This is a genomic window from Streptomyces lydicus (assembly GCF_004125265.1).
In the GTDB taxonomy this organism is placed as follows: domain Bacteria; phylum Actinomycetota; class Actinomycetes; order Streptomycetales; family Streptomycetaceae; genus Streptomyces; species Streptomyces lydicus_C.
Genome location: NZ_RDTE01000003.1, coordinates 8,144,800 through 8,166,535 on the forward strand (window position 1 = coordinate 8,144,800; position 21,736 = coordinate 8,166,535).

18 protein-coding genes are annotated in these 21,736 nt (G+C 68.9%); 9 read left to right on the plus strand and 9 right to left on the minus strand.

The window, feature by feature from the left end:
- Positions 1-307: 307 nt before the first annotated feature.
- Entirely contained in the window at positions 308-1,054 is a 747-nt protein-coding gene (locus tag D9V36_RS38445) for a GntR family transcriptional regulator (protein ID WP_129297836.1), read from the plus strand.
- A gap of 237 nt (positions 1,055-1,291) precedes the next feature.
- On the opposite strand, the gene D9V36_RS38450 is transcribed toward D9V36_RS38445, so the two are convergent.
- Entirely contained in the window at positions 1,292-2,479 is a 1,188-nt protein-coding gene (locus D9V36_RS38450) for an ROK family transcriptional regulator (RefSeq protein WP_129297837.1), read from the minus strand.
- Between the two features lie 197 nt (positions 2,480-2,676).
- Entirely contained in the window at positions 2,677-4,452 is a 1,776-nt protein-coding gene (locus tag D9V36_RS38455; RefSeq protein WP_129297838.1) for a CocE/NonD family hydrolase, read from the minus strand.
- A gap of 97 nt (positions 4,453-4,549) precedes the next feature.
- Between D9V36_RS38455 and D9V36_RS38460 the strand changes: the two genes are divergently transcribed.
- Together D9V36_RS38460 and D9V36_RS38465 are read left to right on the plus strand one after the other, a co-directional pair.
- Positions 4,550-5,290 (plus strand): TetR/AcrR family transcriptional regulator, encoded by a 741-nt coding sequence (locus D9V36_RS38460; RefSeq protein WP_431357734.1) that lies wholly within the window; start codon positions 4,550-4,552, stop codon positions 5,288-5,290.
- A 90-nt stretch (positions 5,291-5,380) separates the two neighbouring features.
- Positions 5,381-5,812: a hypothetical protein gene (locus tag D9V36_RS38465; protein WP_129297839.1), complete on the plus strand. Its 432-nt coding sequence runs from the start codon at positions 5,381-5,383 to the stop codon at positions 5,810-5,812.
- A gap of 73 nt (positions 5,813-5,885) precedes the next feature.
- On the opposite strand, the gene D9V36_RS38470 is transcribed toward D9V36_RS38465, so the two are convergent.
- From D9V36_RS38470 to purB, 5 genes are all read right to left on the minus strand, one after another.
- The gene (locus D9V36_RS38470; protein ID WP_129298986.1) at positions 5,886-6,902 is read right to left on the minus strand and encodes a TolB family protein; all 1,017 of its coding nucleotides are present in this window, start codon (positions 6,900-6,902) and stop codon (positions 5,886-5,888) included.
- A gap of 26 nt (positions 6,903-6,928) precedes the next feature.
- Positions 6,929-8,257 carry an MFS transporter gene (locus D9V36_RS38475; RefSeq protein WP_129297840.1) on the minus strand — a complete coding sequence of 443 codons (1,329 nt, stop codon included), beginning with the start codon at positions 8,255-8,257 and terminating at the stop codon, positions 6,929-6,931.
- A gap of 1 nt (position 8,258) precedes the next feature.
- On the minus strand, positions 8,259-9,137 hold the full coding sequence (locus tag D9V36_RS38480; RefSeq protein ID WP_129298987.1) for an alkaline phosphatase family protein: 879 nt from the start codon (positions 9,135-9,137) through the stop codon (positions 8,259-8,261).
- A gap of 162 nt (positions 9,138-9,299) precedes the next feature.
- Positions 9,300-9,857 (minus strand): G/U mismatch-specific DNA glycosylase, encoded by a 558-nt coding sequence (mug, locus tag D9V36_RS38485; RefSeq protein ID WP_129297841.1) that lies wholly within the window; start codon positions 9,855-9,857, stop codon positions 9,300-9,302.
- Between the two features lie 11 nt (positions 9,858-9,868).
- Complete coding sequence (gene purB, locus D9V36_RS38490) at positions 9,869-11,302, minus strand: adenylosuccinate lyase (protein ID WP_129298988.1); 1,434 nt, start codon at positions 11,300-11,302, stop codon at positions 9,869-9,871.
- 112 nt (positions 11,303-11,414) lie between these two features.
- Here purB and D9V36_RS38495 point away from each other — a divergent pair, with 112 nt between their 5' ends.
- Both D9V36_RS38495 and D9V36_RS38500 read left to right on the plus strand, forming a co-directional pair.
- A complete protein-coding gene (locus D9V36_RS38495) occupies positions 11,415-11,882 on the plus strand; it encodes a hypothetical protein (RefSeq protein ID WP_129297842.1) in 468 nt (155 codons plus the stop codon).
- Positions 11,883-11,891: 9 nt separating this feature from the next.
- Positions 11,892-12,242: a hypothetical protein gene (locus D9V36_RS38500; RefSeq protein ID WP_129297843.1), complete on the plus strand. Its 351-nt coding sequence runs from the start codon at positions 11,892-11,894 to the stop codon at positions 12,240-12,242.
- Here the strand turns inward: D9V36_RS38500 and D9V36_RS38505 are convergent.
- Both D9V36_RS38505 and D9V36_RS38510 read right to left on the minus strand, forming a co-directional pair.
- Positions 12,222-12,647 carry a hypothetical protein gene (locus D9V36_RS38505; RefSeq protein ID WP_129297844.1) on the minus strand — a complete coding sequence of 142 codons (426 nt, stop codon included), beginning with the start codon at positions 12,645-12,647 and terminating at the stop codon, positions 12,222-12,224. The genes D9V36_RS38500 and D9V36_RS38505 overlap by 21 nt on opposite strands.
- A gap of 242 nt (positions 12,648-12,889) precedes the next feature.
- Positions 12,890-13,276, minus strand: a complete 387-nt coding sequence (locus tag D9V36_RS38510; RefSeq protein WP_129297845.1) for a hypothetical protein — start codon at positions 13,274-13,276, stop codon at positions 12,890-12,892.
- A 773-nt stretch (positions 13,277-14,049) separates the two neighbouring features.
- Here D9V36_RS38510 and D9V36_RS38515 point away from each other — a divergent pair.
- From D9V36_RS38515 to D9V36_RS38530, 4 genes are all read left to right on the plus strand, one after another.
- Positions 14,050-16,965, plus strand: coding sequence for an ATP-binding protein (locus D9V36_RS38515; RefSeq protein WP_164993111.1), 2,916 nt, complete (start codon positions 14,050-14,052; stop codon positions 16,963-16,965).
- A 45-nt stretch (positions 16,966-17,010) separates the two neighbouring features.
- Positions 17,011-17,577, plus strand: a complete 567-nt coding sequence (locus D9V36_RS38520) for a response regulator (protein WP_129297847.1) — start codon at positions 17,011-17,013, stop codon at positions 17,575-17,577.
- Between the two features lie 166 nt (positions 17,578-17,743).
- Positions 17,744-18,139 carry an Hpt domain-containing protein gene (locus D9V36_RS38525; protein WP_129297848.1) on the plus strand — a complete coding sequence of 132 codons (396 nt, stop codon included), beginning with the start codon at positions 17,744-17,746 and terminating at the stop codon, positions 18,137-18,139.
- A gap of 16 nt (positions 18,140-18,155) precedes the next feature.
- On the plus strand, positions 18,156-21,638 hold the full coding sequence (locus D9V36_RS38530; RefSeq protein WP_129297849.1) for a response regulator: 3,483 nt from the start codon (positions 18,156-18,158) through the stop codon (positions 21,636-21,638).
- Positions 21,639-21,736 lie beyond the last annotated feature (98 nt).

Below are 21,736 nucleotides of genomic sequence, written 5' to 3' on the forward strand. Positions count from 1 at the left end.
CGGTATGGGGCAGCCGGGGCGAGTACGGGAGGCGTCGCAGGTCACGCGGCCGGGGCGGCCGGTACAGGCGGCTGCTGCGGGCGGTTGTGCCGGCCGGAACGGACGCCGGATTGGTCTTGACCAAGGGTGGGGGCAGCCATATCGTCGGGATACTGCAACAACCTTTCATAAAGAAGCGCTCATTATCGGGCGCGCAGGCGGCCCGCGGAGAGGCGGGTGTGCAGGCGGGCTCGCGAAGGCGGCGCCTCGGGGTGGGCCCGAGCCCCACACGGGCGCGGCCCCGGTAGCGGCCAGTGCGGAGGACAGGGTGGGGACCACGCAGCTCGAAACGGTGCCGGAACCGAAGTACTGGCACCTCAAGACCGTGCTCAGCCAGGCGCTGGACTCGGAGTTCGCGGTCGGCGAGATTCTGCCCAACGAGCGTGATCTGGCCGCGCGGTTCGGTGTCGCCCGGGCCACGCTGCGGCAGGCGCTCGAACAGCTGGAGCTGGAAGGCAGACTCCAGCGCCGCCGCGGTGTGGGCACCACCGTCGCACCGCCGAGGATCGGCGTCGCCGTCGACCCCGTCCGCCACACCTGGCCCGGCGCCGCCGGTGACGACTGGCAGCCGCTCGACGCCGTCGAGAGCGATACGGTGCCCGCCGCGGTGGCCGCACTGCTGGCGACCGCCCCCGGCGACCCGGTACACATCGTGCGCCGCAGCCGGGTCACGGACGGCCGGCCGGTGGCCGCCGAGTTGCTGTACGTCCCGGCGGCCGCGCTCCCGGACCGCGCGCCGGCCGACTCGCTCGGCGCCCCGGCCCGGGCCCGCGCGGTGCTGGACGCGCTCCAGACGCTGGAACTGGACGGCCAGGACCGTACCGTCGAGCTAGGCTCGGCGCGTGCGGAGGACGCCAAGCAGCTGGACCGGCTCCCCGGCGCACCCGTCCTCGTGGTCACCACCCGCTATGTCTCCGGGGGCCGTACGACCGCCGTTGCGGTCTCCACCTACCGTGCGGACACCTGCCGTCTGACCTTCGGCGAGAGCGACGCGGTCGCTTTGCTCGCGGGCTGAGCCGGCCGACGGCCGGGGTACGGGCTCTCGCCGGGCAGTGACCGGTGGGGCCCGTGCGCGTGCCGGTGCGCGTACGGTCGCAGGGCACGACAACGACGGGGAAGACGAGAGCGTGTGCCCGTGCCCGTGCAGCCGCGGGCCGGGCGGTTGCTCGCCGTGCCGCGGGCCCCGGCGCTGTGCCGTACAGGCCGCGGTGGCCGGTGGTCGTCAGTGGTGGCCGACGGCCGTCAGGGCCGGTCAGTGGTGACCCGGCACCGCGTCGCGGCACATGTGACGTTCCGTCACCGTGTCCTCCACCGCGAAGAGTTCGCCCTCCACATGATCGAGCGCGAGCCGCAGCGCCCCGGTGGCGACCGCCGCCTCGCCCAGCCGGGACAGGGCGACCTGCGGCGGGCGCAGGCAGTACCGCCCCAACTCCGCGCGCAGCGGCTCCAGTACGCCGTCCAGCCCCGCCGCCCAGCCGCCGATCACCACCAGCTCCGGGTCGAGCGCCAGTACCAGGGCCGCGACATCGTGCACCAGCCGCCGCAGGAAACGGCCGACCGCCTCGCGGGCCTGTGCGTCCCCCTCCCGCGCCGCCGCGAAGACCGCCGCGACCTGTGCCTCGTCCAGGGGGTGCAGCGGCTCACCGGTCGTCGACAGCAGCCTCTCCGGTGTCGCCTCGCGGCCGAGCAGGTGCAGGGCACCGATCTCCCCGGCCGCCCCGCCGAATCCGCGGTGCAGGCGCCCGCCGATCAGCGACCCGGCTCCCGGGCTGAGTCCGGCCAGCACGAAAACGATGTCATCGGAGCCGATGGCGGCACCCTGCCAGTGTTCGGCCACCGCGGCGGCGTTCGCGTCGTTCTCGACCAGCACCGGGCAGCGGAACGACCGCCGCAGCCGCTCACCGAGCGGCAGACCCGTCCAGCCGGGCAGCGCCGTGCTCAGCCGTACGGTGCCGTCCGCCTCCACGATGCCGGGGCCCGCCACACCGACGGCCCGCAGCGAAGACCGGGGCACGTCCGTGCGGCGCAGCAGCTCCGCCACCACGGCGCGGACCCGCTCCAGCCGCTCGTCGGCCGGTGCGCTCTCCGCCACGGGGCGTCGCGCGGTGTCCAGCACCCGGCCGCCCAGATCGGACAGCAGGGCCGCGACGCGGTGCGGGCCGATCTCGATGCCCAGCAGATGCCCGGCCTCCGTACGGAACCGGAACCGGCGGGCCGGCCGCCCCTGACGGCGGGTCCCGCCTTCCTCGGCGGCCGCCTCGACCACCAGGCCGGTCTCGATGAGCCCTTCGACCACGCCCTCGACCGTCGGCCGGGACAGGCCCGTCACCTGGACGAGGTGGGTGAGCGTGGGGGAGTCCGCGGCGCGCAGTGCATGCAGCACCACGGCGGAGTTGATCCGTCGCAGCAGGGAGGGGTCCCCGCCGGTGAGCCGCCCCAACGTCCGTCTCCCTCACCTCGCGTGTGGGGCGGATCGTAGCCGGTCACGGGAGGGGCGGCGAGCCCCACGGGAGAGGCCGGGGGGCGCAGGATCCCGGCCCGGCGCCGCGCCCGTGAGGATCGCCGTAGGGGCGGTGCCTTCGCCGTCAGGGTGGCAACGAAGGGGGAGGGGCAGGAGGCGAAGGCGCCGGTGGTCCGTCAGCGTGCAGGGGTGATGCCGTTCATGTCCTTGGAACCTCTGGAACCCTTGGAACCCCTTGAACCCTCGGCACCGCTGGCGTCGGTGAACTCCGCGCCCGCCACGGGAAGGACGAGCCGGGACGGATGGTGGAGCGAGACCTCGGCCGGTATCAGCCGGGTGGCCGTCGCCGGAGGCTCGCCGGTGCCGGTGTTGCGGGCGAAGCGTGGGTGGGCGCCGCCGCTGACCTGCAGGCGGATCCGGTGTCCGGCGGCGAAGGAGTACGCCGTGGAACTCATCGGCACCGTGACGGCGGCCGGGGTGGCTCCGGTGGTGTCCGTGGTGGGGCTGGGGTTGGGGCTGGGGTGCAGGCGTCGCAGCCCGTCGCAGACGTTGGTCGAGCGGCCCCGGCCGTCGACGTCGCAGAGCCGGGCGAAGACATCGGCGTGACCGGTGTCCGTGGTGACCCGTAGTTCCACGCCGACCGGCCCGAGGAGGTGCACCGGCTCGGTGAGCGGCGCGGTGGTGAAGGTCAGGACGTCGTCCCTGGCCTCCAGCGCGGTGTTGTCCTGATATCCGGCCTTGCCGGACAGCAGAGGGCCGCCGACCGAGGGCGTCGGATCGGCCGGGTCGTAGCGGAAGGTGACCGGCGCCGGGGCGAGCTCGGGCATCCGGGGGCGAAGGGTGCCGTCGTCGCCGAGGTACCAGTGGTGGGCCGTTGTCTCCGGGGGCCACTCGGGAAGGTCCTGCCAGGTCTGTCGGCCGGCCATGTGCACCCGCGCCCTCGTCGTCCGCAGGCCGCTCGGGTCGCCGCACAGGTGGGCCCGCAGCCAGCCGAGGCTTTCCGCGAAGACCTCGGGCCAGCCCTGCTGCATCGCGGAGTTGTGCGTCCAAGGGCCGACGAGCAGCCTGCTGTCGCAGCCGGCCCGCCGCAGTCTGCCGTACTGCTGGAGGGTCTGGTCGAGGGCGATGTCGTGCCAGCCGGTGATCAGGCTGGTCGGCACCCGCAGACCTTCGGCCACGGACCCCAGGTCCGCCCCGTGCCAGTGCGCGTCCTTGGGCTCGGGGTGGGCCATCGCCTCCTCCAGGAACGGCACCCTTCCGCCGAGGCCGGACACATACGCCGTGCCGAGCGGAAGGGTGCGGGTGATCGTGCGGAAGTGGCGCTGCAGCCGCAGCGCGGCCCGCAGAAACCTCGGCATGCCCCGGTGCTGATGCACCATGCCCATGGCGGTGGCGAGCGTGCGCTCCAGCGCGAGGGCGCCGCCGGGGTGGAAGTAGCCGTGCAGGTCGTGCAGGCCTATCTGGATCACCATCGCGCGCAGTTCCGGCGGCGGGTCCGCGGCGAGCGCCCACTGGACGTAGCCCAGGTAGCTGGCGCCGATCGTGCCCAGCGCGCCGGTGAACCAGGACTGCCGGCGCAGCCAGGCGACGGTGGCCCGGCCGTCGGCGGCCTCGTGATGCCACAGGTCGAAGGTGCCGCCGGACCCTCCGGTGCCGCGGCAGCTCTGCAGGACGACGTGGAAGCCCTGTTCGGCGAAGAGCATGCCGTACATCGGCGCCCAGGGGAGGCCCCGGCCGTACGGCGAGCGGACCAGGAGCGTGGGGAAGTCGCCCTCGGCCAGGGGGAAGTAGTGGTCGGTCAGCAGTGCACTGCCGTCGGCCGCGGGGACCACGAGGCCGGGCTCGTAGGCGATGTCGTGCAGCTTGGGCGGCAGGTCCCGGAAGGTGCGCCGCACGGCGCGGACGTGCCGGGGTGGCTGCTTCGCGGACGCGTGGTGCGTGGCCGTCGTCATGGTGCCTCGATTCCTGGAGCGGTCTCCGCCATATTTCCAGTACGTTGTACGAGAATAGCGTGTGATGGGATGGCGCCAGGACTGAGGAGAGGTTGCCGTGGCCCGTACAGGAGGCTCGTCGGAGCGTCGCGCCGGTGTGGATCCCGAGCTGCTCTGGTCGCGGGCCGAACGCCCGCGACGGGGCAGGCCGCCGGCGCACGACCGCGCCGCGATCACCGCCGAGGCCGTTGCCCTCGCCGATGCCGAAGGGCTCGCCGCGGTCACCATGCGCGCGGTCGCGGGCCGGATCGGCGCGGGAACGATGTCGCTCTACAGCTATGTCCCCAACAAGGAGACGCTGCTGGAGCTCATGATCGACCAGGTGAGCGGTGACCACCGGCTGCCGCCCGAGCCCTCCGGCGACTGGCGCGCCGACCTCCGGCGGATCGCCCACGAGCAGCGCGCGATCATGCACCGCCACCCCTGGCTGCCGGGTGCCCTGCCCGCGCAGCAGACGCTCGGCCCGAACACCCTCGCCGTATGGGAGTACACCCTCGCCGTCCTCGCCCCCGCCGGCCTCGATGCCCGGGCGAGGCTGGAGACCTTCAGCCTGCTCACCGGCTTCGTGGCCAGCCACGTCCTGTACGAACTCGCTCAGGAACGGGCGGTCGAGGCGGCCGGCCGCACCTCCGGCGAACTCCTCGACGCCCAGGCCCGCTACCTCAAGTCCGCTGCCGCCGCGGGCAGTCTTCCCCACCTCGCCGGGGCACTCGGGGAGACGGGCGACGCCCCGGCCCCGCAAGCCGTTTTCGACCGCCTTCTCGACCGCATGATCAACGGTCTTACGGCGGCGAGGTGACCATGGCAGCAGCGTTCCCGCCGGGGCGCCCGGGTGCGGCCGCACGGCTCGGCGGAGTCAATTGTCAGACCCGGGCGGTTTACTGACGGCATGACCACCGACGCGTATCTGGCCGCCATCGACCGGTTGCGGCTCCGGGATTTCCCCGCCGTCCGGGCCCGGTCCGCCATGGCCGAGAGCGGGCCGGGGTTTCACATAGCCGGTCTGCGGGTCAGTCAGGATTTCTGGGACGCCGACCTCGCCGAGGTGGCCGAGGCCGCGGAGGAGTTCGAGGCCGAGCTGACGGCGCTGGTGCAGGCAATGTCGTTACGGTGGGGCGAGCCCGAAACGGTCGATCTCGCCGCCCACTTGGAACGGTCGGCGAGGGGCCTGTCCGTCCCGCCGCCGCTGGACACGCTGTGCGGATATGTCCCGCGGATGCACGGCTGGCGGGTGCAGGACCGGTGGATCGGGGTGGGCGTGGGGCAGGGTGGCCGGGAACTGCCCTTCCAACTGGTGGCGGCGGTGAGGGAGGCGAGGTGACGCAGTTGCGGACGCGGATACCGTGCCGTGGTGCCGTGGTGCCGTGGTGCCGTGGTGCCGTGGTGCCGTGGTGTCAGCGGGGGAAGACGGGGGCGAGCGCCGCGGTGACGAGCCGGTGCGGGGCGCCGGTGCCGTCGGCAGGGACCGTCCACAGATCCGAGCCGAAGTCGCCCGGCAGGGAGTAGACGAGCGTGTGGTCGTCGCGCCAGACGGCCTGGTCGTCGACGTTGCGGTGTTCGCCGGTCGCCCTCTCGCGCAAGGTGCGCAGATCGAGGACGTACAGACGCCACGGAGCATCGGGGTCGGCGCCCTTGACGCGCTTCTTGTACGCGAGCCGGGTGCCGTCGGGGGAGAGCGAGGGGCATTCGACGTTGGGGTGCAGCGCCCGGAGGGTCCGGGTGGTGCGGTCGCCGCGGACGAGGTAGGTCTTTCCGGCCGTGGCGGCGGTGGCGTAGAAGCGGGTGTCGTCGGCGAAGGTGACGCCCCAGACGTTCACATCGGCCGCGTGCACCGGCCGTCCGTCGACGGTCAGGGCATAGGACTCCAGGCTGGCGTCCAGATGCCGGCCGCGGGTGTCGACGACCGAGGTGCGGGTGGAGAAGGCGGTCCCCGCGTAGGAGTCCCCGCTGACGAAGACCGTCCAGGCGACGGTACGGCCGCTGGGGGAGACCCGGGCTCGGGTGGGGGTGCCGGCCAGGTCGTAGTGGCGCAGCGGGTGCAGGCGCCGGTCGAGGATCACGGCCCGGTAGGTGTCGCGGAGCGTGCCGTGGACCGCCTGGAGGCAGAGGCCGGTGCCGGCGGCCGCGTGGAAGCGCAGGCACCGGACGCCGGATGCGGTGCGCGGGCCGGTGAGCCGGCCGGCCGGGACGGCGGTGATCTCGTCGCGGTGCGGGCCCCAGGCCATGGTGCGGAAGAGGCTGCGGTGCGGGTCGTCCAGGCGTACGGCACCGGAGGCCACCGCGGGACCACCCGCCCGGGTGTGCTCCTTGCGGGCGTCGCGCCCCGCGGCGTGCAGCGTCGCGCCGACGGCGACCCCGCCGAGCACGAGCACGGTGACGAGCAGGAGGGACAGGCGTGCGCTACGGCTCAGGGGAGCGCGGCTCCAGGGAATGCGGCTCACCGTGCCTCCTTTGCGGGGGAGTTGGAGGCCGGAGCCGGGACGGCACGGCGCAGCAGGAAGGCGCTGACGGCCGAGGCGAGCGCCAGGCCGATGGCGGCGGTCAGGACGGCGGTGCGGTCACCCCAGGCCGTCCAGGCGGCACCGAAGGCGAGGGAGCAGACGAACCGGGCGGCGGTCTGGCCGGTCTGCACCACGGCCAGACCGCTGCCGCGGGCGTCCTCGGGCACCGCATCGGCGGTCGCCGCCGCCAGCACTCCGTCGGTCGCCGCATAGAACGAACCGTGCAGCACCAGCACGGCACAGACCAGGGCCGCCCCGCCGGCCGACGGGACCAGCAGCAGCCCGTAGGCACCCAGCAGCGCCAGATGTCCGGCAAGGAACAGCCGCCGGCGGCCGATCCGGTCGGCGACGGCCCCCAACGGCACCGCCAGCAGCAAAAACGCCGCGGCCGTGCCCAGCGGAAGCAGCGGGAACCAGCCCGTCGGCAGGTCCAGCCGCCGCTGCAGGGTCAGATACAGGAAGGAGTCGCTGACGGTGGTCAGCCCCAGCAGCACCGCACACCCGGTCAGCCGGCGCACCTCCGGCCGTCCCAGCAGGGCGCGCACCGGTGTCCGGGGCCCCGCCGGAGCCCGTTCGGCGGCGGCCTGTGCGGCATCCGGGAGGCGGCGCGGGACGAACAGCAAAAGGACGACCACGCCCAGTACGGCCACACAGAAGCTGACCGTGAAGACCGCGTCGTAGCCTTCCGCCGCCACCCGCAGCAGCACGAACGCCACCAGCGGTCCGCACAGAGCCCCCGCCGTGTCCATGGCCCGGTGCACCCCGAACGCCCGCCCGCGGACGGCCGGTTCGGCGGCCAGGGAGATCATCGCGTCCCGCGGCGCGGTCCGCAGCCCCTTGCCGGTACGGTCCACCGCCAGCACCGCCCCGATCAACGGCAGCGAGTGCACCATCAGCAACAGCGGCTTGCACAGCGCGGAGAGCCCGTACCCCACCGCGGCCACCGTCTTGTGGCCGCCGCCCCCGCCCCGGTCCGACAGCCGGCCCCCCACCAGCCGGACCAGCGCGCTCACCCCGTTGTAGACCCCGTCCAGCACCCCGAACCCCCAAGGGGACAGTCCGAGTTCGGCGACGAGGTAGAGGGGGAGCACGGCGGTGACCATCTCCGAGGAGATGTCCGTGATGAGGCTGACGGTGCCCAGCACGAGCACGGTCGGGGAGAGGGCGGATCCGGCGCGCCGACGCGGACGGTGGTCCGTCGTGGCGCGCCGGCCATCCGGCGGCGCGGAGGCCGAGGGGGCGGAGCGGCGGTCCGCGAGGTACACGTCAGCCGGCCCATATGCCGCTGATGTCCTTGGCGCCGGCGGCGTTGCCCGCGTGTGAGGTGCCGTACATGTCCTCGAGGGTGCGCAGGACGTCGTAGTGGTTGTAGGTGGTGGCGGAGGTGGCGCCCGCCTTCACCGGCTGTCCGTAGAGCACGGTCGGGATGCGGTTTCCGCTGAGCCGGTTGTCCTCGTCGAAGGTGAGCAGCAGCAGGCTGTTGTGGGTCTTCGCCCAGTCCGCGTAGCTCTTGAGGTGGTCCTTCAGCCAGGTGTCGCCGCTGGAGACCGAGCAGTCGTGCATATCGCTGCACAGGTTCGGTACGACGAAGGACACGGTCGGCAGCTTCGAGAAGTCGGTGGGAAAGGCGTCGAAGGTGTGCGCCGAGCCGGTGGAGACATTGCCGAAGCCGAACCACGGGTTGTGCTTCTGCGCGTACCTGCCGCTCTTGCAGGTGGTGGAGCCCTCGGACGGCAGCGATTCGTTGTAGCTCGCCCAGGACTTGCCGGCTGCCGTCACCTCGGAGGCGAGGTTGGGGGCGTCGCTGAAGCCCGGGTCGACGCAGCTGTCGTCGGTGACGCCCTGGGTGTCACCGGAGAAGAGCGCGTAGTAATTGGGCTGGCTGGGGTGGGTCTCGGCGTAGGAGGCGGTGAGACTGGCGCCGCCGGAGGCCAGGGAGTTGATGTAGGGGGCGCTGGAGCTGCCCATCACTTGGCCGTAGGCGTGGTTCTCGAAGACCACCACGACCACATGGTCGGGGGTCGGCAGGCCGGCCATGGCCGGTTCGGCGCCGAAGCCGTTGCCCGCCCAGACGCCGAGTCCGGTGCCGGCGAGGGCGAACGCCCCCGCGAGTGCGGTGACTTTGCGGCGGCGGGAGCGGCGGATGCGGTGGGAGGAGGGGGACGCTGCGGCGGAGGGGGACGCGGGCAGGGCAGGCACAGGAGTCTCCGTAAGGGAGTGGGGGCTGCGCGGGCGGCGTCAGAGTAGAGCCGTCGGGTAGGCATGTACATGCCTTCAAAGTGGCCGACGGCCGAACGATGGACGACCTTATGCGCCGTCGTCCGCCGCGAACGCCGCGGCGCGCAGCCTGCCGTACTCCTCGGCCAGCGTCGCCGGCGTCCAATGGGCGTTGAGCCCGCTCGGGTTGGGCAGCGCCCAGATACGGGTGTCGCCGAGGGTGCGCTCCTGCGGGCCGATCTTCGCGTGCTTGTCGTCGAAGGCGACGCGATAGGCGGTGACACCGGCGACGGCGAGCCAGCGCGGGCGCAGCCGGGCCACCTTCTCCGCCAGCAGCCGGCCGCCCTCGCGGTATTCCTGCGCACTCAGCTCGTCCGCCCTGGCCGTCGCCCGGGCCACGACATTGGTGATACCGAGGCCGTGGGCGAGCAATTCCTCCTGCTCGGCGGGCCGGAACCGGCGCGGGGTGAAACCGGCGGCGTGCAGGGCCGGCCAGAACCGGTTGCCGGGCCGGGCGAAGTGGTGGCCGGTGGCCGCCGTCATCAGCCCGGGATTGATCCCGCAGAAGAGCACGCGAAGGCCGCTCGCGGCCACGTCGGGGACGAGGCGGTCGCGAGCGGCTTCCAGCTCTTCGGGGGTGAAACGCACGGGCCCTCGGATCAGAGGATCGAGCCGGGCGTGTAGGCCGCGGCCTCCGGGTGCTGCTTGGCGATCTCCTCGATCCGGGCGACGACGGACGCCACCTGGTCGGCCGCCGCACCGGTGAAGGAGAGCTTGTCCGCCATCAGGGCGTCCAACTGCGCCTTGTCCAGCGGGATCCGGGCATCCGCGGCCAGCTTGTCCAGCAGCTCGTTGCGCTCCGCGCCCTGCTCGCGCATGGCCAGCGCTGAGGCGACCGCGTTCTCCTTGATCGCCTCGTGCGCCTCCTCGCGGCCCACACCGGCGCGTACGGCACCCATCAGCACCTTGGTGGTGGCGAGGAAGGGCAGGTAGCGGTCCAGCTCGCGGGCGATGACGGCGGGGAAGGCGCCGAACTCGTCGAGCACGGTCAGGAACGTTTCCAGCAGGCCGTCCAGCGCGAAGAACGAATCCGGCAGCGCGACCCGGCGCACCACCGAGCAGGACACATCGCCCTCGTTCCACTGGTCACCGGAGAGCTCACCGGTCATCGAGGCGTAGCCGCGCAGGATCACCATCAGGCCGTTGACACGCTCGCAGGAGCGGGTGTTCATCTTGTGCGGCATCGCCGAGGAGCCGACCTGGCCGGGCTTGAAGCCCTCCGTGACCAGCTCGTGCCCGGCCATCAGCCGGATGGTCTTGGCCAGCGAGGACGGGGCGGCGGCCAGCTGCACCAGCGAGGTCACCACGTCGTAGTCGAGCGAGCGCGGGTAGACCTGGCCGACGGAGGTGAAGGCCTGGCCGAAGCCGAGGTGCCCGGCGATCCGCTGCTCCAGCTCGGCGAGCTTGGCGGCGTCACCGCCGAGCAGGTCGAGCATGTCCTGAGCGGTGCCGACCGGGCCCTTGATACCGCGCAGCGGGTAGCGGGAGAGCAGGTCCTCCAGCCGGCCGTACGCCACCAGCAGCTCGTCGGCCGCGGTCGCGAAGCGCTTGCCCAGCGTTGTGGTCTGCGCGGCGACGTTGTGCGAGCGGCCCGCCAGCACCAGTTCGGCGTGCTGGCCGGCCAGCGAGCCCAGGCGCGCCAGCACGGCGACCGTACGGTCCCGCATCAGCTCCAGGGACAGCCGCACCTGCAGCTGCTCGACGTTCTCCGTCAGGTCGCGGGAGGTCATGCCCTTGTGGACCTGCTCATGGCCGGCGAGGGCGTTGAACTCCTCGATGCGGGCCTTGACGTCGTGCCGGGTGACCTTCTCGCGCTCGGCGATGGAGGCCAGGTCGACGGTCTCCAGGACCCGCTCGTAGTCGGCGAGCGCCTGCTCGGGGACCTCCACCCCCAGGTCCTGCTGCGCGCGCAGCACGGCGAGCCACAGCTTCCGCTCCAGCTTGACCTTGTACTCGGGGGACCACAGCACGGCCAGCTCCGCGGAGGCGTAGCGGCCGGCCAGGACATTGGGGATGCGAGGCTTCGCAGACACAGCAGTCACGTGAGGAGAGTCTACTGGCGGTTTCCGCAGGCCGGCGGCCCGGTCCCGGCTGTACGTTCCTCCAAGCGTGCTTCCGGGCATTCCCCGGGCCAGGAGGCCGGATGTGGCACCGGGCGTCCCGGCCCGGGAGCGGGAGGTCAGCCCTTGTACGGCAGCAGCTCGGGGCGCTTCGCCGGGCGGCCGTCGCCGGACGGTGTGGGCCTGTTCCCGGGCCGGGCTGGCGTGTGGCCTCCAGCAGAGCCGAGAGCCGCACGCCCTGGTCCGTGACGGCTGCCAGCAGGGCGTCCACCACGTGGTGCTGCTCGTCGCCGAAGGCGGAAGGGGCATCGATCTGCGACCAGTCGTACTCGTCCTGGACCGCCACCAGCTCCCCGCCGGCCTCGTCGGCGACCTGGGCGAGCCCCTCCAGGTAGTCAGGCAGGTACATCACACGAGGGCGCACAGGCCCCATGGCCGCGGGAGTGAACGCCTCCAAGGGACCCAGGCGCGCGTCGAGGGAGAGCTCAAGCACCGGTTGAAGGAGCTGCTCATGCAGGTGTACGCGGGTGTGAATCGCCGGAGCTACGAATAACTGACGGTCTTGTTGCCGCCGGAATTCCGGACCAACTTCCATCAGCATCTTGATCAGTACCGCATGACGTTTCCAGCACGCGTGGATGAGTTCTGTGAGGTCTTGCAGCTGTCTGCGCTTGCGGTCATCGTCGGTGGCTTCCAGCAGCTGGGTGACCCGCTCTTTTTGCATCGTCTCGGCCTCGGACCGGCTGCGTACGTGCTCCAGAGCCTCATCGACGGTGTCTTTGACTTCTGTGCCCCAGTCCACTGCCCGCACATTGCGCTTCATCGATTCGATGCGCCCGTGGATGTCTTTGGCGTACCGGATGCTGTGGATCTGTGCGTTCTGGGCGGTCTGTCACGCCTCGCTGATCCGTGAACGCTTGAGCAGAGCCTCCAGTTTAGCTTCGGCGGCGATCTGTTCTGAGGCGACGTCGATCGCATTTACCAGCACGGTGATCGCCGCGTCTGTGGCGATAAGCGCGGCCTGCCCCACATGATCGGGGACTTCCTTGAGGATCTGGAAGGACGCTGTGCGCGTCTCGAATCCGTCGCCGGTCACATGCCCGACGTCGTGGTGGAAGGCGCGATAGCGGTCTTCGGTGTTGATCAGCCGCTCGGTCACCCATCGGGCGACCGCTCGATGCTCCTCCCCTGTCCGCTCCAGCAGTTGCAGTGCGGCGAACTCGGCCATGTGTTCCACGACAGCTTCCTGTCGCACGGCCGAGGATATGTCCGTGCGCAGTGTCACGAAGTCAATGGCGGCCAAGGCCAGCTCGGCCATGCGGTATCGGTCCCACCCGCCGACCCGAGCTGATGTCGAGGCGGCGCGTAGTGACTTCACGGGAGTCGACCTGCGCGACACAGACCTGGAAGGTGTTCCGCGGAAGGGCATGCTGGGGGACGCCACGACATCCTGGCCTTTGCTATGGGAGGCGCAGATCCGCCGGGCTTCCATGGCGCAAGGAGATGATGGAATCGCGTTGCGCAGTCCTTGGGGGCGTCCGGCCAACCCATTCTCTCCGCTCAGGGTGTGATTGAGGCAGCACGGGTATCAGCTGGCTGCGGCGAGTGGGGGGGCGGTATCTCCACCACCTTGCAGCCAGCACCCTGCAGGCGCTGGACCACCTCGCAGGCGCTGCCACCGTCGAGGGAGAACGCGAACAGGCCGACCACAAGCACCACGTCGTAGACACCGGACTCCACACTGCTGACGAGGCTTCCCAGAGCGGGGAGCGGCACCCGGGAACTGAAACCGTTGTCCATGAACACGATCGGCTCAGGCACTCCCAGTTCTCTTGCATAGTCGGCCAGGGCATCCTGATGGATGGTCAGCTGCCATATGTCGCGGGGGTAGCAACGCAGATACATCGCCACCCTAGGAGCAGAACCATTGGGTGCGGTGAATTTCATGACCCTCATACCTACTATTCGCAGAGAGGTGAAAACCGCCCGAAGTGAGATCTGGGCGATTTCGTACATTTCCGCCCCTTAGGGGAATGGGATTTCAGGCTTCCGGTTCCAAAGGGGAGGGCGCGATCCGGACCTCACCGGGGAGAATTTGCCGCGCTAGTGACCAGCTCTGAGGCCGCCAGTACGGCGTCGAGGATCTCCCCTCCCCGGCTCCCCGGCCAGCGAGCACCTGCCGGGCGTGGCGCCTGGCAGCCGCCTTGCTGCGGTGGGGTGGCGCGACAGAGGGCACCCATCCTGGTGCACGACCACCGACTGACGGTGCTCCTGGGCAACGTCCGGGGGCGGTACTGGATCTGGATCTCCGGTGACGACGGAGGGCTGGGGTGCGAGAGGCCGTTCATGATGATCGTCCCATCGGGGCGGTTGGTGCTGTGTGATCCGTTCTAGGCGCTGCACGCACTCGGGACACTAGGGAAACCCCCTAGCATTCGCCCCACGCCATCCGCCGGCCTTCGCCCCCAACATCACCGCGGCCCCCGCGCACCCTAACCGCCTGCCGGCGGGTCGGCAGGCGGGAACGGTCAGGAGCCGGCGGACACAAGGAGAGCGGTCCGTTCGAGCCCCGGTGAAGGCCCGTGGACGCGTCGCCCGTGTCACTTCCTGACTCCCGAGCTCAGCCGGTCACACGCCTGGGCCACCTCTCGATGCCGTGCGGAGAGTGGGGGCGGAGCGGGAAGCGGGTCCCGGTCTCTGGCCCGGCGCATACTGGGAACGTGGAGCGGACCGGCGGTCTGTACGAGCGCGACACCGAGATCAGCGCTCTCACCGGCCTGGTCACACTGGCCCAGGCTGGACGAGGGGGACTCGCTGCTGTCGAAGGGCCGGCGGGCGTCGGCAAGAGCAGCCTGCTCGCTCAGATCCGCACGATCGCTGCGCCGCCCACGTTCTGTGTGGCTACCGCCCGCGGTATCGAACTGGAGCGGGAGTTCTCCTTCAGTGTCGTGCGACAGTTGCTCGAGCCGCTGCTGGCTGCCGAAACTCCTGAGCGACGCGAACAGCTGCTATCCGGCGCGGCCGGCCAGGCCGCTCCCGTCTTCGGACCGGTCACCGCTGACGGCACCATCGCCGAGCGTGACTTTGCAGTCCGTCACGGACTGCTGTGGCTCACTTGCAACCTGTGCGACCAGCAACCCTTGGTGCTGGTGGTGGACGACGTTCACTGGGCGGACGTCGCTTCACTGCGGTTCTTCCTCCACCTGCTGCCACGACTGGACACCCTCAAGCTGTGCATCGTCGTGGCCCTGCGCCCCAACGTGCCCGCAGCGGACCGGCACCTGCTGGATCGGATGATCACCGACCCCAGCTGCCAGGTGCTGCGCCCGAAGGCGCTGAGTGCAGCTGCTGCCTCCAGCCTGGTGCGAGAGGAGTTCGCCAGGGCCGCGCCAGGAGAGCAGGTGCAGGATGCCTTCCTGGCCGCCTGCTACAGCGCCACAGGAGGAAACCCCCTGCTGCTCAAGGAGACGGCTGCCACCTTGCTGGCCGAGCATGTCGCGCCGCGTGCCGCGAATGCCACGCAGGTCACCACTCTGGGGCCGCGCGCTGTCGCCCGCTGGGTGTCGTTGTGGATTCATCGCCTCCCGGCCCAGGACCTGGCGCTTGCCCGGGCGGTGGCCATTCTGGGTGGGGACGTTCCCCTGGAGCAGGCCGCGGCACTGGCGGAGCTGCCCTTGAGTGCGGCGATGCAAGCCACGACTGACCTACAGCGCATCGAGCTGCTCCGTGTCGGATCCGGGCAGGGGCCGTCCAAGCTGATCGGCTACGCCCATCCAGTGGTCCAGGCTGCGATCTATCAGGCCATCGCCCCTGAGCAACTCTGTGCCGCACACCGTCGAGCCGCCGACCTGCTCTCCCGGACCGGAGCCGAGGCGGAGAAGGCAGCCGCGCACGTGCTGCGCGTGCCGCCCGCCGGGGAGCCCGAGCTGCTCTCGATCCTGCTGCGTGCCGCACGCGATGCCCGCAGCCGAGGTTCTCCTCATGCCGCCGTGACCTACCTTCGGCGGGGCCTCAGCGAGGCGTCGATCCCCAACGAGCGCCTGGAGGTCCTGCATCAGCTGGGGAGCACCTTGCAGCTCACTGACACCGATGCCTCCGTGAGCTATCTGCGGCAAGCCCTGCCCCTGGCAGGCAACGTCCGTCACCGGGCCGCGATCGCCAGCCTCCTGGGCAACGGACTGCTGCTGTCCCAGCGCATTCCCGAAGCGCTGGAGGTGTGGCGCCAGGCCCTGGCCCAGCTGCCGCCCGATGCCCCGGACCTCACCGCCAGGCTGCAGGCCGACATCCTCTCCGTCCCCCTCTTCGAACCGGCCGCCCCCGACATCCGGCAGGACATCCTGCGCGAGGTGGGCGAGCAGCGGCTGCTGGAGCCAGGGCCCTCCCTGGGAGGAAAACTCCTGGATTGCGTGATCGCCGGGCACGATGCCGTCGTCGGCGACCCCCGCGCTGTTCCGCGGGCGCTGCGGGCCATACAGGACGGGGAACTGCTTCAGCAGGCCATCGGCACAACATCACTGGCCCTGGCGTGGTGGGTGCTGATCTGCGCTGACCGGTCAGAAGCACTCGCCAGCCTGGACCAGGCAGTTACACAGGCCTACAAAGAAGGATCAACCAGCACCCTGACTGCCGCCCTGACCTACCGCGCGCTGGCCCGGTTGGCCAGGGGCACCCTGACCGAAGCGGAAGCCGATGCCCGCGAAGCCGTTCACGCTGTCGAGACTGCCGGCATCAGCCTGCACCGCCTGCTCCTCGGCCCCTTCCTGGCCGACATCCTCATTGAGCGAGGCAGCCTGGACCAAGCCGAGCAAGCGCTGGACTGGGCTCTGGAAGGCGAGGCGGTTCCTCTCACAGGCCTCATCCATCACCTGCTGCTGAGCCGTGCCCGCCTGCTGCGCCTGCGGGCGAAGCCGGAAGACGCCCTCCAGGCTGTATTGGCCGCAGGAGAGGCCTTCGTCGCGGCCGGTGGGCAGAACCCCGCGGTCCTGCCGTGGCAGTCCGAGGCCGCGCTATGTTTGCATCAGCTGGACCGGGAAGAGGAAGCGCAGGCGCTGGCTCTGGAAGAACTGCGACTGGCCCGCGAGTGGGGCGCGCCCCTGGCCCGCGGACGAGCCTTGCGCATCGCCGGTCTCGTTCACCGCGGCCAGAAAGGGATGGCTTTCCTTGAGCAGGCCGTCGACCGGCTCCGGTTTTCGCCGGCCCGCCTGGAACACGCCAAGGCAACCGCGGAACACGGCGCTGTGCTACGCCGCGCCGGCCGACGCACGGACGCCCGGCGCGTCCTGAACGAGGCCTGCGACATTGCCTCTCGCTGCCGCGCACAGCCGCTCGTGCAACAGATCAACACCGAGCTCAAGGCTTGCGGTGCCCGCCCCCGCAGCGCTCTTGCTGTTGGAATCGAGGCCCTTACCCCCAGTGAACGGCGGGTCGTGGAGTTGGCCGCCGCCGGCAGATCCAACCGCGAGATCGCCCAAACCCTGTTCGTCACGCACAAGACCGTCGAGGCCCATCTGGCCAGTTCCTATCGCAAACTCGACATCAGCAGCCGGCGCCAGCTGGCCGAGCAGCTCCCCGGCCCGGCCCAGGTGGGGTCTGCTCCGAAGCGCAACCACAGCCCGGGTTCACATGAGATCAAATGAAATAGCCTGGAAAGTCCTTGAACGTCTGGGAGTGGAGTTCACACCATGACCCCGGAACGAGGCCGCGTGCTGGTTGTCGACGACGACCGGACGAACCGCATGATGGTGACCTACCGGCTGGAAATCAATGGAATCCATGCAGAGGCTGCCGAGAGTGGACACCAGGCACTCGGCATCATGCGAACGGAAACCTTTGACATCGTCCTGCTCGACATCCTGATGCCCCAGATGGACGGGTACACCACGCTTGAGCTCATGAAAAGCGATCCCGCCCTCCGCGACACACCGGTCGTCATGATCTCCCAGCTCGACGACATGGACAGCGTCGTCCGATGCCTCGAACTCGGAGCAGAGGACTACCTCCCCAAACCTCTTAACTCCCTCCTCCTCATGGCCCGCATCAACGGCATCCTGCTCCGCAAACGCCTCATGGACATGGAGGAGGACTGCGACAACCATCTCGGTGTCCTGATTGAAGCCCTCAACAGTGAGAACGACGCATTCGACCCCGAGCCGCTCCGCTCCATCGCCGGCCGCGACGACCGCCTGGGCGAATGCGCCCGAGCCGTGCAACGAATCATCCCGGCCGTGAGCCGACCACCAGGCCGGTGATCCACAGGCCGGACCACGGCGTCCGCGCTCAGTGATTCCCCCTATGCATCACGAGAAAAGCCCCAAAATGAACCGATCAAGCCCGGGAAACGCCCTAAGCGCCACCTGCCGGTCCTAAGAGTGCCCTGCCACTACCAGGGCGGCAGTCTGATCGGAGGACGAAAGCATGCCAACCACACCCGTGCTGAATCCGCAGGTCGTGCAGGAGCTGGTGGACTCGCTCGAAGCTCCGTTCGTCATAGAGCTCGTCAACACGTTCTTGGAAGACTCTCCCCAACTGGTCGACCAGATCCACCAGGGGATCCAGGGCAACGAGACAGAACAGGTACACCGTGCCGCGCACACGCTGAAATCGCTCAGCAAGACTTTCGGGCTCGAGCAACTGGGGCCGTTGTGTCAGGAGCTGGAGAAACTCTCAGCGCACGGCGAACTTTCCGAGGGCGCGAAGTCGGCAGCAAAGGACACCGAAACCGCCTACCGGCACGCTCGACAGGCTCTGGCGGACATTCGGCAGGAGCTTGTCCCCGTGACGGCGCACAGCAGCCGGCCACGGGAGAGCTGATCGCGGGAGGAGGACGATGAAGCGCCGCCACGCTGCGGTGACCGGCGTGGGCCCGGATGAACCCTGGGCGCACCCGCGGCAATCGCACGAGATACCGCGCGAAGAGAGACGGCGGCGGTTCAGGCCACGGATATGGCATAAACTCGCTGCTATCTGGGTGGCGTTTATGCTCCCTCTGGTACTCGCAACTTTCTTCCTCCTGAATCAGCAGAACTCAGGGATCAATTTTGTCCGCGATGAATTGGCGGGGACGCAGTACCTGCGCCCCCTGAGCGCTCTGATTGAAGACGTATTGCAGCACCGGACGCTGTCTCGTCGTGCCACAAAGGAACCGTCAGCCGCGCATCAGGCACGGCTGCTGGAAAAGCGGATCGACGTGCTGTTTTCCGACATGACTGCCGTGAACCATCGGTTGGGGAAGCGTCTGCATACCACGCACGGCGAGATGGCCGGTGCCGGCAGGACGGCACAGCTACCGTCGGCCATGGCCGACCAGTGGGCCAAGATCAAGGCCACCCACTCGCCGCGGACCGCGGCAGCGGCCGACACCCGACTCATTTCCCACCTGCTACAGCAGTTCTCCTACATAGGCGACACATCCAAGATCATTCTCGACCCGGACTTGGACACCTACTACACCATGGCCGGTCTACTCCTCACCGGGCCCAGACTGATGGAACGGATTTCCACCCTCGGCGACACCGCAGATGCACGGCTGCGTGACGGCTCCCTCAACTCGGCCGATCGGAGAGAGCTCACACAGACAGCGGGGTTCCTGGCCCAGGACACCACCGAACTACGCAGACAGCTCGACAGAGCCTTTGAAAGCACTGGTGCGTTCAATAAAAACAAGCAGCTTCGGCCTGTCCTGGCCCCACTGCTGCGCAGTGCGGAACAGAGTACGGGTGCGCTGAACAGGGCAACAGCTGGCCAAGCCGTTCGCCCCGTGAGCCCGTCGGTGACAGCCGACCGGTATGCGACATTGGCTTCTCGGGCTTCACAGGCGAACTCGTCGCTATGGCGAGCCATGTTCGACCAGGAAGACGTGATGCTGCGGGCCCGGCTGGACGGTTTCACGGAACGCCGGGCGATTGCGTTCGGCGCCATCGGCGCGGCAATGGTCACGACGGCGACGATCGCGGCACTCATGTCCCGGCGCATCACCCGCAATGTGTCTGAGGTGTCCAGGGCCTCGCACATCCTCGCTGAAGGCGACCTGACACGGCGGGCCGGAGTAAGCAGCCAGGACGAGATCGGCGAAATGGCAATCGCATTCAACGCAATGGCCGACCGCCTCCAGGAAAGCTACGAGGCCGTCGAACAGCAGGTCCGCCATCGCACAGCCGAACTGAAACGGCGTACCGATTCCCTGAGTCTTCTCCAGGCCGTGTCCGCTGCGGCCAATGAGGCGACCAACAGGGACGAGGCGCTGTCGACGGTGTTGAGGCTGGTCTGCCGTCACATGGGCTGGCCGGTCGGGCAGGCGTACCCGGTGGTATCCAAAGGGGCGGAAGGTACCCCCGAGCTGGGCCCTCCTGTGGGTCAGCATGTGGAAGAACAAGCCGTAGCCGCTATGCAGCGGCGTCGGTTCACTGTCGGGCCCTCGTCGGCCGCGCGGGCTGCGCTCGCCTTGCGCGAACCTGTGTGTCAGCCCGTCGCTACAGAGAATGGCATCACATTCGGATCTGCCGAGGAGCCTTGCATCGCAGGGGTCATAGCATTCCCAGTGATGACGGACAACGAAGTGGCTGTTGTCCTGGAATTCTTCACTACCGAGTCCTCACCTCTCAGTGAATCGACCCGGACTCTGATTGCCAATCTCACCACACAGTTGGGACGTGTGGAAGAACGGCAGCGAGCTGTTGCGCTTCGTTTGTCCATGGAGGCTGCCCAATCAGCCAACCGCGCCAAGAGTGCTTTTCTGGCGACGATGAGCCACGAAATCAGAACTCCAATGAACGCGGTCATCGGAATGACGGAACTCCTGCTTGACACTTCCCTCACCGCAGAGCAACACAACTTCGCGGAGGTCGTTCGTAACAGCGCAGACAATCTGCTGGCGATCACTAACGATATCCTTGACTTCTCCAAGTTCGAGGCGGGGAAATTCGACCTGGAAGACATTCCCTTGAATCTGGGTGAATGTGTTGAATCCGCTTTCGATGTCATCATGACTCGCGCGGACGAAAAGGAAAACCTGGAACTGAGGCACGTCATCGATCCTCGTCTGCCGGATGAGGTGCTGGGGGACGGCGTGCGCATCCGTCAAATCCTGATCAACCTGCTCGATAATGCAGTAAAGTTCACCCAATCGGGAGAGGTTGTGCTGTATGTCCGGTACTTCTCGGGCAATCACAGCGACAGCGGCACCTCCGGCCGCAAAGGCTTTCTCTTGCACTTCACCATAAGTGACACCGGCATCGGAATACCGCCGGACCGCATCGAAAAACTGTTCCGGCCATTTGAACAGCTTGACAGTTCCACCACCCGCAGGTTTGGCGGCACGGGCCTGGGCCTAGCGATCAGCCGACGGCTGGCCGAGCTCATGGGAGGTTCAATCTGGGCCGAGAGCGAAGTGGGCCAGGGATCGAAATTCCACTTCACCATCCGTACCCGGGAAGTTCCTGAGGAGATGCGCCGCCAGGACGTCAAGGACACAATCCAGCTCACCGCCAAACGGCTTCTGATCGTTGACGGCAACCCCACCGACCGTATGATCCTCACTCGTCAGGCGGAAGCCTGGGGCATGCGGGTCCGTGAGACCGGATTTCCCTACGAGGCCGCCCAATGGATCAGCAGGGGGGATCCATTCGACGTCGCGATCCTGAACATGCAGATGCCCGATATGGACGGTGTTGTGCTCGCGCGCCAGATCCGCCGCTACCGGGATGCCAAGGCCTTGCCGTTGATGCTGATGACCTCCCTGGGCGAGCCGGATGCGAGCGCCGAGGACATGGACATGTTCTTTGCCCACCACACCAAGCCCGTCAAAGCGGCGCTGCTGCATGCCGACCTGTGTCAAATTCTCTTGGAAAAGCAGGCGTCCTCTCCCGCATCGCCCCAGCCGACGCAGCAGGCACACTCGGGGATGACCGCGCTGCGGATCCTGCTGGCGGAGGACAACAGCGTTAACCGCCAGCTGGCCCTGCGCATGCTACAGAAACTCGGGTACACCGCAGACGCCGTTGAAAACGGTGTCGACGCTGTGAACACTCTCCGAAAGGAGAAATACGACGTGGTCCTCATGGACGTCCACATGCCAATGATGAGTGGACTCGAAGCCGCCAGGAAGATCCATCAGGAATTGCCCACGCATCGACGCCCCAGAATCGTGGCACTGACAGCTAGCGCAATGGTCGAAGACTACGAGGCCTGCCTGGCCGCAGGAATGGATGACTTCATCAGCAAACCACTCCATCTGAATGACCTGAGATCCGTACTGGACAACTGCACGCCCCTGGCATCAGGTGCCCCCGATGGTCCTCACGCCGACGGATAGAAGAATGGCCAGGCGCCGTCCACCGATCAAGAACTCGACACCTCACCAGCTACCGTGAACAAGCTCGCCAGGGAAGCCCGCCGACCCGCTGCACGGGG